Annotated in this window: 12 protein-coding genes; 8 read left to right on the top strand and 4 right to left on the bottom strand. The window is 71.5% G+C overall.

The window, feature by feature from the left end:
* Nucleotides 1-409 precede the first annotated feature (409 nt).
* The gene (locus ACFVT5_RS33200) at nucleotides 410-859 is read left to right on the top strand and encodes a PTS glucose transporter subunit IIA (protein ID WP_389895708.1); all 450 of its coding nucleotides are present in this window, start codon (nucleotides 410-412) and stop codon (nucleotides 857-859) included.
* Between the two features lie 76 nt (nucleotides 860-935).
* A complete protein-coding gene (gene ptsP, locus ACFVT5_RS33205) occupies nucleotides 936-2,606 on the top strand; it encodes a phosphoenolpyruvate--protein phosphotransferase (RefSeq protein ID WP_389895710.1) in 1,671 nt (556 codons plus the stop codon).
* Nucleotides 2,607-2,670: 64 nt separating this feature from the next.
* Here ptsP and ACFVT5_RS33210 read toward each other — a convergent pair whose 3' ends face one another.
* Both ACFVT5_RS33210 and ACFVT5_RS33215 read right to left on the bottom strand, forming a co-directional pair.
* Complete coding sequence (locus ACFVT5_RS33210) at nucleotides 2,671-3,561, bottom strand: hypothetical protein (RefSeq protein WP_389895712.1); 891 nt, start codon at nucleotides 3,559-3,561, stop codon at nucleotides 2,671-2,673.
* A gap of 24 nt (nucleotides 3,562-3,585) precedes the next feature.
* On the bottom strand, nucleotides 3,586-4,857 hold the full coding sequence (locus tag ACFVT5_RS33215) for an MFS transporter (RefSeq protein WP_389895714.1): 1,272 nt from the start codon (nucleotides 4,855-4,857) through the stop codon (nucleotides 3,586-3,588).
* Nucleotides 4,858-4,902: 45 nt separating this feature from the next.
* Here ACFVT5_RS33215 and ACFVT5_RS33220 point away from each other — a divergent pair, with 45 nt between their 5' ends.
* On the top strand, nucleotides 4,903-6,222 hold the full coding sequence (locus ACFVT5_RS33220; protein WP_389895717.1) for an aminotransferase class I/II-fold pyridoxal phosphate-dependent enzyme: 1,320 nt from the start codon (nucleotides 4,903-4,905) through the stop codon (nucleotides 6,220-6,222).
* 19 nt (nucleotides 6,223-6,241) lie between these two features.
* Here the strand turns inward: ACFVT5_RS33220 and ACFVT5_RS33225 are convergent, their stop codons facing one another.
* Complete coding sequence (locus tag ACFVT5_RS33225; RefSeq protein WP_389895720.1) at nucleotides 6,242-8,218, bottom strand: acetoacetate--CoA ligase; 1,977 nt, start codon at nucleotides 8,216-8,218, stop codon at nucleotides 6,242-6,244.
* Nucleotides 8,219-8,430: 212 nt separating this feature from the next.
* Between ACFVT5_RS33225 and ACFVT5_RS33230 the strand changes: the two genes are divergently transcribed.
* Complete coding sequence (locus ACFVT5_RS33230; RefSeq protein ID WP_389895723.1) at nucleotides 8,431-10,779, top strand: glycoside hydrolase family 31 protein; 2,349 nt, start codon at nucleotides 8,431-8,433, stop codon at nucleotides 10,777-10,779.
* A 48-nt stretch (nucleotides 10,780-10,827) separates the two neighbouring features.
* Here the strand turns inward: ACFVT5_RS33230 and ACFVT5_RS33235 are convergent, their stop codons facing one another.
* Complete coding sequence (locus ACFVT5_RS33235) at nucleotides 10,828-11,373, bottom strand: NUDIX domain-containing protein (protein WP_389895726.1); 546 nt, start codon at nucleotides 11,371-11,373, stop codon at nucleotides 10,828-10,830.
* A gap of 72 nt (nucleotides 11,374-11,445) precedes the next feature.
* On the opposite strand from ACFVT5_RS33235, the gene ACFVT5_RS33240 reads away from it, so the two are divergent.
* The 4 genes from ACFVT5_RS33240 to ACFVT5_RS33255 all read left to right on the top strand — a co-directional run bounded on the left by ACFVT5_RS33240 (nucleotide 11,446) and on the right by ACFVT5_RS33255 (nucleotide 15,973).
* Nucleotides 11,446-12,315 (top strand): M15 family metallopeptidase, encoded by an 870-nt coding sequence (locus ACFVT5_RS33240; RefSeq protein WP_389895729.1) that lies wholly within the window; start codon nucleotides 11,446-11,448, stop codon nucleotides 12,313-12,315.
* 244 nt (nucleotides 12,316-12,559) lie between these two features.
* Nucleotides 12,560-12,991 carry a Zn-ribbon domain-containing OB-fold protein gene (locus tag ACFVT5_RS33245; protein WP_389896347.1) on the top strand — a complete coding sequence of 144 codons (432 nt, stop codon included), beginning with the start codon at nucleotides 12,560-12,562 and terminating at the stop codon, nucleotides 12,989-12,991.
* The gene (locus ACFVT5_RS33250; protein ID WP_389895732.1) at nucleotides 12,988-14,184 is read left to right on the top strand and encodes a lipid-transfer protein; all 1,197 of its coding nucleotides are present in this window, start codon (nucleotides 12,988-12,990) and stop codon (nucleotides 14,182-14,184) included. Before ACFVT5_RS33245 ends, ACFVT5_RS33250 begins: the two co-directional genes overlap by 4 nt.
* Before the next feature lie 148 nt (nucleotides 14,185-14,332).
* Nucleotides 14,333-15,973, top strand: a complete 1,641-nt coding sequence (locus ACFVT5_RS33255) for a GGDEF domain-containing protein (protein WP_389895734.1) — start codon at nucleotides 14,333-14,335, stop codon at nucleotides 15,971-15,973.
* Nucleotides 15,974-16,161 lie beyond the last annotated feature (188 nt).

A 16,161-nucleotide genomic window follows, 5' to 3' on the forward strand; every position in this document is an offset into this window, starting at 1 on the left:
TTGACTTTTAGCACGCTGTTGAGTTCTCAAGGAACGGACGCTTCCTTTGTACTCACCCTCTCGGGCTTTCCTCCGGGCTTCCCTTCGGTGTTTCCAAACCTTAGCAGGTCTTTTTCCGCTCTCTGACCGCGGTCCCCGCAGGCATGCGGAAGCCGACCCAGCGATAGGATCCGACGTGATAAGTGCTGCCGAACTCGGACGTTTGGTGGCGTCTTGGCCTCAGGCAGGAGTACGACTCTACAGGGGCCGTCACGGCGGGCGCAAATCGTTTGTGCGGTGCCCCTACGCCAGCCAACCGGGACCTTCGTACGGAACCGGGACTTTCCATGACCTAGTCTGCTGAACAGTGCGTCGTCCCAGGACAAGTGGTGACGGCGTGGATGCATCTCCGCCCCTGGGAGGCTTACTCATGACCAGCGTGACATCCCCTCTTGACGGCCGTGCCATCGGGCTCGCCGCTGTGCCGGACCCGGTGTTCTCCGGCGCGATGGTCGGTCCGGGCACGGCGATCGACCCTGTACGTGAGCCTTCCGAGGCCGTGTCGCCCGTCTCGGGCGTCGTCGTCTCTCTTCACCCGCACGCTTTCGTCGTGGTCGACGATGAGGGGCACGGAGTGCTGACGCATCTCGGTATCGACACGGTGCAGCTCAACGGTGAGGGCTTCGAGCTGCTCGTGAACAAGGGCGACACCGTGCAGCGCGGCCAGGCGATCGTCCGCTGGGACCCAGCGGCGGTCGAGGCGGCGGGCAAGTCCCCGGTGTGCCCCGTGGTGGCGCTGGAGGCGACGACCGATTCCCTCTCCGACGTGGTCTCGGACGGCGAAGTGAAGGTCGGCGACACTCTCTTCGGCTGGCAGTGATGTCGGTGCCGTCGGTCGGCGGCAGGTAGACAACCACCGCGGCGGGTGGGCCCGCCGCACTATCGGAGACGGTGAGATGGAGACAACGCTGCGAGGCGTCGGCGTGAGCCACGGTGTGGCGATCGGCGAGGTTCGGCACATGGGGACGGCGATGCTTGAGCCGCCGGCCAAGCAGATCCCGGCGGCAGAGGCGGAGCGCGAACAGGGGCGCGCCCGTCAGGCCGTCGACGCTGTGGCGGCCGACCTGATGGCACGCGGCAATCTGGCCGGCGGCGAGGCCCAGGCTGTGCTCGAAGCGCAGTCGCTGATGGCTCAGGACCCTGAGCTGATGGCGGATGTGGACCGGCGTATCGCGGTCGGCAGCACGGCCGAGCGTGCGGTCTACGACGCCTTCGCCTCGTACCGGGCGCTGCTGGCGGGTGCCGGTGAGTATCTCGCCGGGCGCGTGGCCGACCTCGACGACGTGCGGAATCGTATCGTCGCGCGGCTGCTCGGGGTTCCGATGCCGGGTGTGCCTGACAGTGATGAGCCGTATGTCCTCATTGCCCGGGATCTCGCTCCTGCGGACACGGCACTGCTCGACCCCACGCTCGTTCTTGGCTTTGTCACCGAGGAGGGCGGGCCGACCAGTCACAGCGCGATTCTGGCGCGGGCGCTCGGGGTGCCCGCCGTGGTGGCGCTGCCGGGCGCGGGTGAACTGGCCGAGGGCACGATGATCGCGGTCGACGGGTCCACGGGCGAGATCTTCGTCGATCCGAGCGCGGAGAAGCGGGCGGAGATGGAGGCCGCGGCGGCCGAGCGCAAGGCGGCGCTCACCGCGTCGACGGGTCCGGGCGCGACGTCCGACGGGCACAAGGTGCCGTTGCTGGCGAACGTCGGCGGTCCCGCTGATGTCCCGGCCGCGGTGGAGGCGGGCGCCGAGGGTGTCGGTCTGTTCCGTACCGAGTTCCTGTTCCTGGACGACAGTACGAAGGCGCCGTCCGAGGAGAAGCAGGTCGAGGCGTACCGGCAGGTTCTGGAGGCGTTCCCGGAGGGGCGTGTCGTCGTACGGGTGCTGGACGCCGGTGCGGACAAGCCGCTGGACTTCCTGACGCCGGCCGATGAGCCCAACCCCGCTCTCGGTGTGCGGGGGCTGCGGTCGCTGCTCGACCACCCGGATGTGCTACGCACGCAGTTGACCGCGCTGGCCAAGGCGTCCGAGGGGCTTCCGGTGTATCTGGAGGTCATGGCGCCGATGGTCGCCGACCGGATCGACGCGAAGGCGTTCGCCGACGCGTGTCGTGCGGCGGGGCTGAAGGCGAAGTTCGGCGCGATGGTGGAGATCCCGTCGGCCGCGCTGCGGGCGCGGTCGATCCTCCAGGAGGTCGAGTTCCTGTCGCTGGGGACGAACGACCTGGCGCAGTACGCGTTCGCCGCGGACCGTCAGGTGGGTGCGGTGTCGCGGCTTCAGGATCCGTGGCAGCCCGCGCTGCTCGACCTGGTCGCGCTGTCCGCCGAGGCGGCGAAGGCCGAGGGCAAGAGTTGTGGCGTATGCGGTGAGGCCGCGTCGGATCCGCTGTTGGCGTGTGTGCTGACGGGGCTCGGGGTGACCTCCTTGTCGATGGGTGCGGCGTCGATTCCGTATGTGCGGGCGACGTTGGCCAAGTACACGCTGGCGCAGTGTGAGCGGGCGGCGGCTGCGGCGCGTGCCTCGGACACCGCCGATGAGGCGCGGTCGGCGGCGCAGGCGGTGCTGTCCGGCGAGTAGGGGCCGGCAGGTGGTGTGAGGGGCGCTCCGCCTTCGGGTGGGGCGCCCCTCGTGTGTGGGTGTGTCAGTGGGTGTGTCCTCCTGTGTCGGGGCCAAGGTCGGGTGGTGCGCAGTAGTCCACGCCGGATTCCGGGGAGACCAGGTCACCGGATTCGACGTCGGTGCAGTAGGCGTCGAAGACCTCGGCCGCGGTGAGGGGTTCGAGGCCGTCGCCCCGGATGCGCCAGCCGTGGACGCGGTCGGGCTCTCCGGTTCTGCTGGTGCGCATGACGAGGCCGCCGGAGCTGTCGGTCGCGAATCCGACGGCGAGGACGGTGGCGAACTCCAGGGCCTCGGTCTGGTCGAGGGCGGTGATACCGGTGCTGTCGCTCGTGGCGTTGAGTGCGGCCAGGAGCGTTTCCGACGGGGCCGTGATGCTGCATACGAGGTGGTGTGCGCCGGGGTTGGCGGCGTGCAGGATGCGCAGGACGAGGTCGGAGGCGCGGGCGAAGGCGGCCCGGCCGTTGTCCTCGCCGCAGGAGGCGCAGGCTCCGATGCGGGCGAGCACCATCGTCGCGTACTCCCAGGTCGCCTGGCGGACGGCCTCGTCGACCAGGTCGGGGACGAGGTCGGAGAGTGGTTGTCCGTCGTAGGGCACGGTGGGGCCCACGGTGGCCAGTTCGGCGGTGAAGCGGGTGCGGCTGTCCGGGGTGTCAGGGTCCAGGCCGGTGTCGGCGCAGTAGTCCTCGTACTCCTCGGGGTTGAAGAGGGCGATGGCCGTGTGGCGGCCCTCGGCGGCCCGTGATCTGAGGAGGGCTTCCACCTGTCGCAGATAGGCCGGGTGGTCGTCGAAGGTGAAGCTGCGGTAGCGCCGCATGGCCGTGAAGTCCGCCTCGTCGGCCAACAGGCCGATGGTTCCGGCGATTTCGCGGCGCAGTACCTGCCGCATGGTCGTCCTGCGGTGTGTGTGCGCCATGTTTCCCCCTGTGCGTGCGGTCGATCAATGCTCACTCACCGTAACCGGTGGCACTGACAACGCCGGTCGGGGCAGCCGATGGCGGACCAGGCGGTGCTGGAGGAGGCCGGTGGCGGCGACGGTCGCGCCGAGGACGGTCCAGCCGAGGGGGCCGGTGGCGATGGCGGCGGTGACGGCGAGGGGGCCGGCACTGCGTTGGACGGACTGGGCGAGCCCGTGGGCGCCGAGGTAGGCGCCCTGCGCGTGGTCCGGGGCGAGGGCGATGGAGAGTTCCCACGAGATGGTGGCGTGGATGATCTCGGCCAGGGTGAAGGTGGTGGCCGCGAGGGTGAGGAAGACGACGGCGAGGGTGGGTCCTCCGGTGGCCGAGAGTGCCATGGTGACGCCTCCCGCGGCGAAGATCACCGACAGGGGCAGCAGGAGGGCGCGGGCCGCGTGGGTGGTGGCGCCGAAGCGGGCCATGGGGACTTGCAGGGCGACGACCAGGACGTTGTTGAGGACCATGAGCAGAGGTGCGAGGCCATGCGGTGCCTCGGTGGCGTGGACGATCCACAGGGGCAGGCCGACCTTGAAGACGGCGTCGTCGAGGAAGAGCACGGTGTCGGTGGCGACGTAGGCGAGGTAGGTGCGGTCCCGCCAGGGGGTGGCCCGTTCGGTGGTGGGGGTGGGGTGTCCGGACGCGGTGACGACGTGTGAGGGCGACGGGGGTTCGCCGCAGCGGACGGTGAGGGCCGCCGCGGCGGCGAAGGAGAGGGCGTCGCCGATCAGGAGCCAGGGGTAGGCGGTCGGGCCGAATCCGAGGGCCGCCGCGGCGGTGAGGCCGCCGATGGCCCAGCCCGCGTTGGCGACGGTGCGCTGGACGGCCTGGTAGCGGACGCGTTCGGGTCCGGCGACGCGGGTGGCGTAGAGCCTGGTGATGACGTTCGCGGAGCGGTCGCCGAGGCTGCTGACGGCGGAGAAGATCAGCAGGAGTGCGTAGTTGTGGGTGGTGAGGAGAGCGAGGGCGCCGAGGGCTCGGAGGATCTGGAGGGCGATGAGTACGCGGGTGAGGGGCAGTCGGTCGGCCAGGCGTCCGCCGAGGGGTGCTCCGGCGATGCCGATGGCTCCTGAGACGGCCACCAGGGTGCCGACCTCGGCGACGGTGAGGTCGGTGACGAACGTGAAGTACAGGACGGAGACGGTCGCCCAGAGGCCGCTTCCGACGCGGTCGACGAGGGCGATCCCCAGCATCCGGCGCCCGTCGGTGCCTCCCGGGACGCGTCCTGTCCACGCGGTTGCTCGGCGGACGAGGTTCACCGTTCCCCCTTGAGATTTCTTATGTACTGGTACATAATTTTCTATGTGGCAACACAATATGGGATCAGTGGAACGACGGCCAGAGGTATTTCCGCGTCCGTCGAACATGCGGTGGCCGAAGGCGTGTTGGCGCCCGGCGCGGCGCTGCCTCCGGTGCGGGGGCTCGCCGACGAGTTGGGCGTGAGTCCGGGCACCGTGGCGACGGCGTACAAGGAGTTGCGTCAGCGCGGCATCGTCGTCACGCGCGGGAGGGGCGGCACCGTCGTCGCGTCCGCGCCCTCGGTCGCGTCACGGCGTCCGCCGAAGATGCCGGACGGGCTGCGGGACTTGGCGGGCGGTCATCCCGATTCCGCACTGCTGCCCGATCTGATGCCGCCCCGGCCGTTTCGTGCCGGTCCCCGTTCGCATCGGGGGACGCCTCGCCTCGCGGCCTTGGAGACGGCTGTCAGGGAACGCTTCGCGCGCGATGACGTGCCGGTGGGGCACGTGGCCTTCGCGCACGGCGCCCTGGACATGATCGGGCGGCTGCTCTCCGTGGAGCTGCGCCCCGGGGACGCGGTGGCCATGGAGGACCCCGGATATCACCATCTGCTCGACCTGGTCACGGCGTTGGGGCTGCGTACGGTGCCCGTCTTGGTCGATGACGAGGGGATGCGGCCCGAGTCGCTCAAGGAGGCCCTGCGGGCGGGTGCGCGGGCCGTCGTGTACAGCCCGCGCGCGCAGAACCCCTACGGCGGGACGTTCTCGGCGGCCCGGCGGGACGCGCTCGTCGCCGTGCTGCGGGACGCGCCCGAAGTGCTGGTCGTGGAGAACGACCACGCGGCGGACGTCTGCGGGGCGCCTTTGTACACGCTCACGTCGGGTGGCCTTCCCCGGTGGGTGCATGTGCGGACCGCGAGCAAGTCCCTGGGCACCGACCTGCGGTGGGCCGCGGCGGCGTGCGACGCGACGACGCAGGCCCGGCACGACGGGCGCATGCTGCTCACCTCGGGGTGGGTCAGCCATCTGCTTCAGGAGACGGTCCTCGCGCTGTACGCCGACGACCACGCGCGCGTGCTGATCGGCAGGGCGGAGGCCGCGTACCGGGAGCGGCGGCGGGCGCTGCTCGACGGGCTCGCGAGCCGTGGGATCGCCGCGCACGGGGTGAGCGGCATGAACGTATGGGTACCGGTCGGGGACGAGTCGGCGGTCGTCAACGGGCTGCGGTCGTACGGGTGGTGGGTCGCGGCGGGCGCCCGGTTCCGGATCGGGACGGGGCCCGGGGTGCGGATCAGCACGGCGTCGCTCGTACCGGCCGACGGGGCGCGTCTGGCCTCGGACTTCGCCGCCGTCCTGGGCGAGTCCGAGGCCACCTACGGCGGTTGATCGCGCGCGTACGGGGGGATCAGGCGCGTTCGCGGGCCAGTTCCTCGTAGAACCTGAGCAGTTCGACGTTGTCGACGGAGCCGACGTTGACGGCCTTCTCCATGGGGGTGCCCTGAAGGAGGCGTTTCACGGGAACTTCGATGCGCTTGCCGGTGAGGGTGTGCGGGACCCCGGGGACCTCGATGACCTCGTCGGGCACATGGCGCGGTGAGAGTTGTTCGCGGATGGTCGTCTTGATGCGGGCCCGGAGGGCGTCGTCGAGTGCGGCGCCGGGGGCGAGGTGCACGAAGAGGGGCATCCAGTACCCGCCGTCGGGCTGTTCGACACCGATGACGAGGGATTCCTTGATCTCCGGGAGCCGCTCGACCGCCTCGTAGATGTCGGCGGAACCCATGCGGACGCCCTGCCGGTTGAGGGTCGAGTCGGAGCGGCCGTGGATGATGACGGACCCGCGCGCGGTGACGGTGATCCAGTCGCCGTGGCGCCACACTCCGGGATACGTGTCGAAGTAGCTGTCGTGGTAGCGGTGGCCGTCCGGGTCGTTCCAGAAGTGGATCGGCATGGACGGCATCGGGTTGGTGACGACGAGTTCACCGACCTCGTCGATGACGGGCTTGCCCTGCGGGTCCCATGCCTGGAGGTCGGTGCCCAGGCATGGGGCCTGGAGTTCGCCGATGTACACGGGCAGCGTCGGTACGGCGCCGGCGAAACAGGAGCACACGTCGGTGCCGCCACTCACGGACGCGATCCACAGGTCGATGCCGCTCTGCGCGAACTCGTCGTGCAGCCAGCGGAATCCGTCGGGTGGCAGCGGGGAACCCGTCGTCGCGACGCACTTGACGCGGCTGAGGTCGAAGTCGCGTGCCGGGTGGACCTCGGCCTTACGGCAGGCCATGACGTACGCGGCCGACGTGCCGTACAGGGTCGCTCCGGTGCGTTCGGCGACGCGCCACTGGGCACCGGTGTCCGGATAGCCGGGGCTGCCGTCGTACAGGACGATCGTGGTGCCCGTGAGCAGGCCGGAGACGAGGAAGTTCCACATCATCCAGCCGGTGGACGTGTACCAGAAGAACCGGTCTCCGGGTCCGAGGTCGCAGTGCAGGCCGAGCTGTTTGTAGTGCTCCAGGAGGATGCCGCCCTGGGACTGCACGATGGCCTTGGGCAGGCCGGTCGTGCCCGACGAGTAGAGCACCCACAGGGGGTGGTCGAAGGGCACCTGCTCGAAGATCGGGTCACCGTCGCCGGCGGTGAGCGCGGACCACTCCAGGGCGCCCGCGGGGGCCGGGGTGCCCAGGAGCGGGATGTGCACGACCGCGCGCAGGGTGGGCAGTTCGGCCCGCAGCTCGGCGACGGTCTCGCGGCGGTCGTGCTCCTTGCCGCCGTAGCGGTAGCCGTCGACGGTGAACAGGACGACGGGTTCGACCTGCTGGAAGCGGTCGAGGACACTGCGGGCGCCGAAGTCGGGGGCGCAGGAGGTCCAGACGGCGCCCACGGCGGCCGTGGCGAGGAGGGCGACGACGGCCTGCGGGATGTTCGGCAGGTAGCCGCTCACGCGGTCCCCCGGGCGGACACCGAGGACCCGCAGTTCGGCGGCGAGCGAGGCGACCTGGCGCCGCAGTTCGGCCCAGGTCACCTCGGTCGGCTCGTGCGTCTCGTCGACGTGCAGGAGTGCCGGTTCGTCGGGACGGTCGGCCGCCGCGCGCAGGGCGTGTTCGGCGTAGTTGAGGGTCGCTCCGGGGAACCATTGGGCGCCCGGCATGGCACGGTCGCCCAGCACGCGCGCGTAGGGCGTCGAGAACCGTACGTCGAACCAGTCGGCGACGGCCTTCCAGAACGTCTCCAGCTCGTCCACGGACCAGCGGTGCAGGGCCGCGTACCCGCCGTCCGCGGGGGCGCCGTACCGCTCGGACGCCCAGGTCTGGAAGCGGGTGATCCGCGCGCCGTCGATGGCGCCTTGGCCGGGCTGCCAGAGCGGCGAGGGGTTCGCTGAGGACATGGTGCGGCTCCCGTACTGTGCGCGTCGTGTGCGCCCCTCGCGCACGTACTGGTGTGCGCGCGACGCGACTGACACGGACGATGCCATGTGATCGACTGGTGCACCAGGGCACCCCGCACATAGTCCGCGTCGTGAAGATGTGCTGCCACCACAGGTGAACGGAAGTTGAACGACGCACGTGACCGGCCCGGTGGATGGCAGGGTGGGGCAGCATGGACGGTCGTGACCTGGTGCGTTCGGTGAAGGCGGTCGGTTTGGTGGGTCCGGCACAGGGGTTGCGGACGGTACGGGCGGCGTGGCGACGCAGGCGGACCGACGCGGTGGGGCTCCCCGCGCGCGGTGCCGAGCGGGCCCGGGTCCCCGGTGCCGTGGCGGGTGTCGAACCGGGTCCCGGTGGTGGCGTCGTCCGGTTCACCCGCTCCGAGCTGCGGATCACCGTGATGACGACCGGAGCCGTGTTCTGGGGCTGGGAGGGCGCCGCCCCCGAGCCCTCGTACGCGCTGTCCGGAACGAGCCCCGAGGCCGATCCGCGGGCCGTCCTGGAGCCGGACAAGGACGGCGGCTGGCGGGTCGTGTCGGAACGGGTCACGGTCGTCGTGTCCCGGCACGGCGCCGTGGAGGTCTCGACGCCCGGTGGCGTGGTGCTCCGCAGGGAGCTGCCGCCGCGCTGGTGGGAGCCGGTGGGCGGTGGGCGGGCACGTTGGGTGCAGCGCGCGGAGGTGGCGGCGGACGCCCGGTTCTTCGGCCTCGGCGGGCGCGCGTCGGGGCCCCGGCTGCGGGACGGTACGTACCGGCTGTGGAACACCGATCCCGGCGGCTCGTTCGAGCCCGGTGACGATCCGCTGTACATCACCATGCCGGTCCAGCTGGTGGTGTCCGACGCGGGCACGCATCTCGTGTTCCACGACACCACGTGGGATGCCTCGGTGACGCTGTGGGAGGGCGAGGAAGGGGCGGGGTCCGGGCACGACAGGGCCGGGATGTCCGAGCTGCGCGCCGAGGGCGGGCCGCTGCGCTGCTGGGTCGTCGTGGGTACTCCCGCGCGCGTGCTGCACGTCTGGGCGTCGCTCACCGGGGCGCCGGCGCTACCGCCCGCCTGGGCGCTGGGGCACCATCACGCGCGGTGGGGCTTCGGCAGCGCCCAGGAGGTGCGGCGCGTCGTCGCCGGATACCGGGAGCGCGGACTGCCGCTGGACGCGGTGCATCTGGACATCGACCACCTGGACGCGCACCAGGTGTTCACCGTCGACCGGGAGCGGTTCCCCGAACTGCCGCGGCTCGCGCGGGAGCTGCGCGCTGACGGGGTGCGGCTGGTGTCGATCGTGGACCCGGCCGTGAAGGCCGAGCCGGGCAACGCCGTGTTCGACTCCGGACAGGCCGCCGACGCCTTTGTGCGGGACGCCTCCGGGCGGCAGGTACGGGGCCTGGTCTGGCCGGGTGAGTCGGTGTTCCCGGACTTCACCGACCCGCGCGTGCGCGCGTGGTGGGGCGATTTCTACGAGGAGCGCCTGGCGCAGGGGTTCGCCGGGTTCTGGCACGACATGAACGAGCCGGTGTCCTTCGCGGCGTTCGGCGACACGACCCTCCCCCGGTCGGCACGGCACGCGCTGGAGGGCCGGGGCGGCGACCACCGGGAGGCCCACAACGTGTACGGCCTGACGATGGCGCAGGCCGGATACGAGGGGCTGCGCAGGCTCCGTCCCGACGAGCGGCCCTTCCTGTTCTCCCGGTCCGGCTGGGCGGGCATGCACCGCTACGGGGGCACGTGGTCGGGGGACGTGGCGACGGGCTGGCCCGGACTGCGCGCTTCGCTGTCGCTGGTGCTGGGCCTGGGTCTGTGCGGAGTGCCGTACTCCGGTCCCGATGTGGGCGGGTTCACCGGCAGCCCCTCACCGGAGTTGTATCTGCGGTGGTTCCAACTGGGCGCCTTCATGCCGCTGTTCCGCACCCATGCGGCGCTGCGGGCGGGGCGCCGGGAGCCATGGGAGTTCGGTGCCGATGTCCTGGAGCACGCGCGCGTGGCGCTCGTCGAACGGGGACGGCTGCTGCCGTACTTCATGACCCTGGCGCATCTGGCGCGGCGTACGGGCTCGCCCTATGTGCGTCCCCTGTGGTGGGGCAATCCGGAGGACCGGGCGCTGCGCGCGTGCGAGGACGCGTTCCTGCTCGGTGACGCGCTCCTGGTCGCGCCCGTCCTGGAGCCCGGCACGGACCGGCGTGCCGTACGGCTGCCCCGGGGCCGCTGGTACGACGTGGTGACCGAGGAGGCGTACGAGGGTCCCGGGCAGGTGCTGGTGGACGCGCCGCTGTCCAGGATCCCGGTGCTGGCGCGGGCCGGCGCCGTGCTGCCCGTCCGGGCCGCCGACGGGGAGCTTGAGCTTGAGGTGTGGGCCCCCGCGCGTGGGCGCACGGGGGGCGGGCTTGTGGTCGCCGACACGGGCGACGGCTGGGACGAGCCCGACGTCGAACGGTTCACGACGCACCGGGACGGTGACGCGGTCGTGGTGCGGCGGGACGGTGGCGGTGAGCCGGGGTACGCGGTGCGGGTACGGGGGAAATGAAGGGGGCACCCCGCGCGCGGGGTGCCGGATTCGGATGCGGCGGCTCTCTCAGAGGTAGCGGCCCTCGAACCAAGCACGGACCGCCAACGTGTGCAGCGGGAAGGCGAGTTCGGTCGGGCGTCGCAGGAGCTGCCAGCCCTCGGTCTCGTCCGTGGCCGCGGACGGCGGCAGATCTGACACGGGACGCTCGGGCAGGGCGCCGAACAGGAGCAGATGCCCGTCCGGTGAACTCATGGCGTCGGTGAGGCGCACGTCGCGGCTCGCCGCGTCGATGCCCGTCTCTTCCTTGAGTTCCCGGACGACGGCGTGCCGCCAGTCCTCGTGGTGGTCGACGAAGCCGCCGGGCAGAGCGACACCCCCGCGCGCGGGAGCGATGGTTCGGGTGATCACGACCAGGGCCGTGCCCTGCGTGTCGTACACGGGCTGGAGGGCCACGGCGACGGGCAGCGGGTTACGGTACGCCACGCTGCCGCAGGCCGCGCAGGTCCTGGGCCAGCCGGAGACATCGGTCCCGTCGGCCCTGTAGCGGGCCCCGCAACTCGAACAGTGGGACTCCGGTACGGCGTTGGCGGATCGGTGCTGGGATGCGGACACGTCGCGGACTGTATCCGATCACCCGGGGTGCGTCTTCCGTCGTCCCCCTCGGGGCTGGTAGATGGAGGGGGCATGACACGATTCGCCCGCCTCAGGAACATCTTCCGCACCCACCGAACCCTGAATCCGCGTACCGCTCCCTGGAAGCCGGCCGTCGTCGGTGTCGCGCTGCTCTCCTTCGCGGCCACCGGAACGTCCGCTACCGCGGCACCCGCGCGGGACGGTGCCGAGCCCAAGGCGCCGCCGCAGTTCGTCGCGCTGCGGGACGTCGATCGGACGATCGTCCAGGAGATCCGGTACATCACGCCGCACAACTTCGTGGGGGTGCCGATCGACGGCTACCGAAAGCCGATGTGCATCCTGACCGAGCCGGCCGCGCGGGCACTGCGCGAGGCTCAGCGCGCGCTCCTGCGCCAGGGCTACTCCCTCAAGGTGTACGACTGCTACCGCCCGCAGCGCGCGGTCGACCACTTCGTGCGGTGGGCCAAGGATCTCGACGACCAGCGGATGAAGGCCGAGTTCTACCCCCTCGTCGACAAGACGCGTCTGTTCGAGGACGGGTACATCGCGGAGAAGTCCGGGCACAGTCGCGGGTCGACGGTCGACCTCACCGTCGCGAAGCTGCCGGCGCTTCCCACGCGCGCGTACATCCCGGGTGAACCGCTCACGCCCTGCTACGGGCCGCGCGATCAGCGGTTCCCGGACAACTCCGTCGACATGGGCACCGGTTTCGACTGTTTCGACACCCTGTCCCATACCGACGATCCGCGGGTCACCGGTTCGCAGCGTGCCCGTCGTGATCTGCTGCGCGACGCCCTGTCCCGGCAAGGGTTCGTGAACCTGCCCGAGGAGTGGTGGCACTTCACGTACAAGCCGGAACTGTTCCCCGACACCTACTTCGACTTCCCCGTCTCGCGCCGTTCGCTGACCGGCGGGCGCTGAACGGGCACGGAGCGGGCACCGAGCGGACACCGAACGGGCAGTACGAAAGCGGTGAAAGGTGGCCGGAACCACCCCCGTCGGCCCCGGCCACCCTCACCGCTTACTCGGGACGCAGTTCGGGCTCCCGTGGTTCTCCCGGACACCGGCCGCCCCTCCCCTGCCGAAATCCGGCGGCCCGTGGCACACTTCTGACGTTCCGTCAGATCTGGCCGGGGAGGGGACCGTGGCACGTACACGCACACCCGTGGTGACCGATTGGTTCACGGGAGAGGGGGAGGACTTCCGGTTGCTGGGCACGCGCTGTTCGGGCTGCCGGTCCGTGTTCTTCCCGCGCGAGGACGTCTTCTGCCGCAACCCGCACTGCCCGGGTGGCGAACTCGCCGAGGTCCCGCTGTCGCGGCGCGGCCGGATCTGGTCGTACACGGACAGTCGCTACCGTCCGCCCGCGCCGTATGTCTCGGACCCGGAACTTCCCTGGGAGCCGTACACGTTGATCGCTGTGGAGCTGGCCGCCGAGCGAATGATCGTGCTCGGGCAGTCGGTTCCCGGGATCACCGTCGGCGATCTGGCGGTGGGCATGGAGGTGGAGGCCGTCCCCGGCGTGCTCGACGAGAGCGGCGACAGCGGGACGACCTGGACGACCTGGCACTGGCGGCCGACGGGGGTGGCGGCATGACGGCGGACGTGGCGGTGCTCGGCGCGGGCATGCACCCGTGGGGCAAGTGGGGCCGCGGCTTCGTCCAGTACGGCACGGTGGCCGCGCGCGCGGCGCTCGCGGACGCCGGTGTCGACTGGCGGGACGTGGACGCGATCGTCGGCGCCGACACGGTCCGGGGTGGCTATCCGGGCTATGTCGCGGGGGCCACGTTCGCCAAGGCGCTGGGCTGGCAGGGCGCCCGGGTGTCCAGCGTCTACGCGGCGTGCGCGTCCGGTGCGCAGGCCGTCCAGGCCGCGCGGGCGCAGATCCTTTCGGGGCTGGCGGAGACCGTCCTTGTGGTCGGCGCCGATGCCGCGCCGAAGGGGTTCTTCCGCCCGGCGGGCGGGGACCGTCCCGACGACCCGGACTGGCTGCGGTTCCGGGTGCTGGGGGCGACCAACCCGACGTATTTCGGGCTGTACGCTCGCAGGCGCATGGCCGTGCACGGCGACACGCTCGACGACTTCGCGCAGGTCAAGGTGAAGAACGCGGCGGCGGGAGCGCTCAATCCGTATGCCCGCTACCGCAAGCGGGTGACCGCCGACGAGGTCGCCGCGTCCGCGGTGGTCGCCGATCCGCTGCGGCTGCTCGACATCTGCGCCACCTCGGACGGTGCGGCGGCCCTGCTGCTGACGAGCGTGGACTTCGCGCGGCGGCACGGCGTCGCGGACCCGGTCCGGATCCGCGCGGTCTCCACCGTGACACCGCGGTATCCGAACACCGTTCTGGACCTGCCCGACATCGCGACCGACTCGGCGGCCGGCGTGGACCCGGGTGCCGAGTCCGAGACGTTCCGCGCGTCCATCGCGCGTGCCGCGTACGAGGAGGCGGGTATCGGCCCCCAGGACCTGTCGCTGGCGGAGGTGTACGACCTGTCGACCGCCCTGGAGTTGCAGTGGTACGAGGATCTCGGGCTGTGCGCCGAAGGTCAGGGCGCGAAGCTGCTGCGGGAGGGCGCGACGGCCCCGGGCGGGCGCATACCCGTGAACGCGAGCGGAGGTCTCGCGTCGTTCGGGGAGGCGGTGCCCGCGCAGGCCATCGCGCAGGTCTGTGAGGTGACGTGGCAGTTGCGTGGGGTCGCGGGTGAGCGGCAGATCGAGGGCGCGCGGGTCGGGATCACCGCGAACCAGGGGCTGTTCGGGCACGGGTCGTCGGTGATCGCCGTGCGGTGATCACGGTGGAGCGATCACCGGTCGTCGCCACCGCGTCCTCGCGCCGGTTTTCCGCGCCGGAGCCACGCTCCGTGACCGCCCGGGAATCCTGCGTGAACAGCTCATGAACTGGCCCTGGGCGTGCGCCGGTCGCAGCATCATGCTTCCCGTGCGCTCGTGGTCCGAGACCCTCCGCTTCGCCTTCCAACCGGTCGTCAACCTGACGACCGGCAGCGTCGCGGCCGTGGAGATACTCGCCCGGCCCGAAGCCGGTGACATCCTCGCCGAGGCGCGTCGTGACGCCGAACTCGACGGGCGCCTCGCCGCGTTCGCGGTCCGCTGCGCCGCCCACCGCGGGACGCTGCTGCCGCTGCACGTCAACGTGTTCGCCGGGACGCTGGCCGATCTCGGCGGGCTCGGTGCGCTGCGGCAGGCCGTGCGGGACGTCGGACGGCTGCCGTGGGAGGTGACGGTGGATCTGTGTCCTCCGTTCACGCATGTGCCGCACCGGGCGCTCCTGGAGGGCGTCACGGCGCTGCGCGCGGACGGCTTCCGGGTGTGCGCGGACGGCGTCGGGGACGGCGACGTGCCCATGCGGCTGCTCACCGATCTCGCGCCGGACATCGTCAAGCTGGACGCGTCCCTGCTGACGCGGGGGTCGGCGGTACGGGCGATGCGGACACTGACGGAGCACCTGGGGGCGCTGCTCGCCGTCGAGGGCATCGAGACCGAGGTTCAGTGCGCCGCCACGCGTGAGGCGGGTGCCCAGTTGGCGCAGGGCGATCTGTTCGGGCCGCCGGCGCGGCTGCCGTCGGCCGAGGTGTACTTCCCGCCGCAGATCGCGCGGAGCACCCCACCGGGGCCCGCGGGACCGTCCGTACGGGAATTCCTGCGCCCGGCCCCGCTGTTGCCCGTGACGGCCCGCGCAGGGCACGTACGGGCCCTGCTGACCGGCTCCCCCGATGTCTCCGGGGCACTCCTGGTCGACCCCGACGGTGTGCCCGTGCGGTCGGTGCACCGGGACCGCTTCCTGCTGTCCCTCTCCGCACGCTACGGGCACGCCCTGTACGCCGACCGGCCCGCCGTGCGCCTGGGGGACGTACCGCGCACGGTGGGCATAGACGCGACCGCGTGGGAGGTGCTCGACGTCGTCGCGGGCGGCGAGCACAGCCGCAGCGGCGAGGACGTGGCCGTCGTCGACCGGAGGGGGCGCTGTGTCGGGGTCGTACGCCTCACCGACCTCGTACGGGCGCTGACCGAGAGCAGGGTCGAGGAGGCCGTGCGCCTCAATCCGCTGACCCGGCTGCCCGGTTCCGACACCGTCGCCGCCGAGGTGGACCGCCGGATCGCGGACGGGCGGGCGTTCACGTTGAGTTGGCTGGATGTCGACGGGTTCAAACAGGTCAACGACGGCGCCGGTTTCGCCGCGGGCGACGACCTGATCCGTCAGATCGGACACCTCCTGCGCAGGACCGCGTCGGGCACCACGCGCGTGGGGCACATCGGAGGCGACGACTTCCTGGTCCTGACCGATCCGGAGGCACTGGATCCGCTCGCCGCCGAGATCCTGAACGTGCCCTGGTCGGCCGGTGGCCGCGCGGTGACCGTCTCCCTGGCGACCGTGCTGTGCGGGCCCGGAACCGTACGGGACCACCGGCAGGCCGCGGCCTGTCTCGCACCCCTGAAGCGGGCCGCGAAGGCGCTGCGGGGCGCCAGTTGGGTACTGGGACACGCGGATCTGCCGGGGCACGAGATCCGGCGCGGTTCCGGGGCCGCGGCGGCCGGGGCGGGGTGTGCGACCGGAGGGTGAGCCGGAGCCGGGGCCGCCGTTCGTCGGTCCGCGACCTTGACGCTCCCTCAGCACCGGTGAACACTTCCCGTGTCAGTCGGCATCGCCGCACTTCGGCTCATCGCCGCGCGGGCCCCACCGGGACGTCGGGCCCTCTCCCTGCCGTGCGTCAACGGGCCGGGACCGTACTTCCACGGGCGACAGACGAT

Origin of the sequence: Streptomyces sp. NPDC058001 (assembly GCF_042886315.1) — a bacterium.
GTDB lineage: Bacteria > Actinomycetota > Actinomycetes > Streptomycetales > Streptomycetaceae > Streptomyces.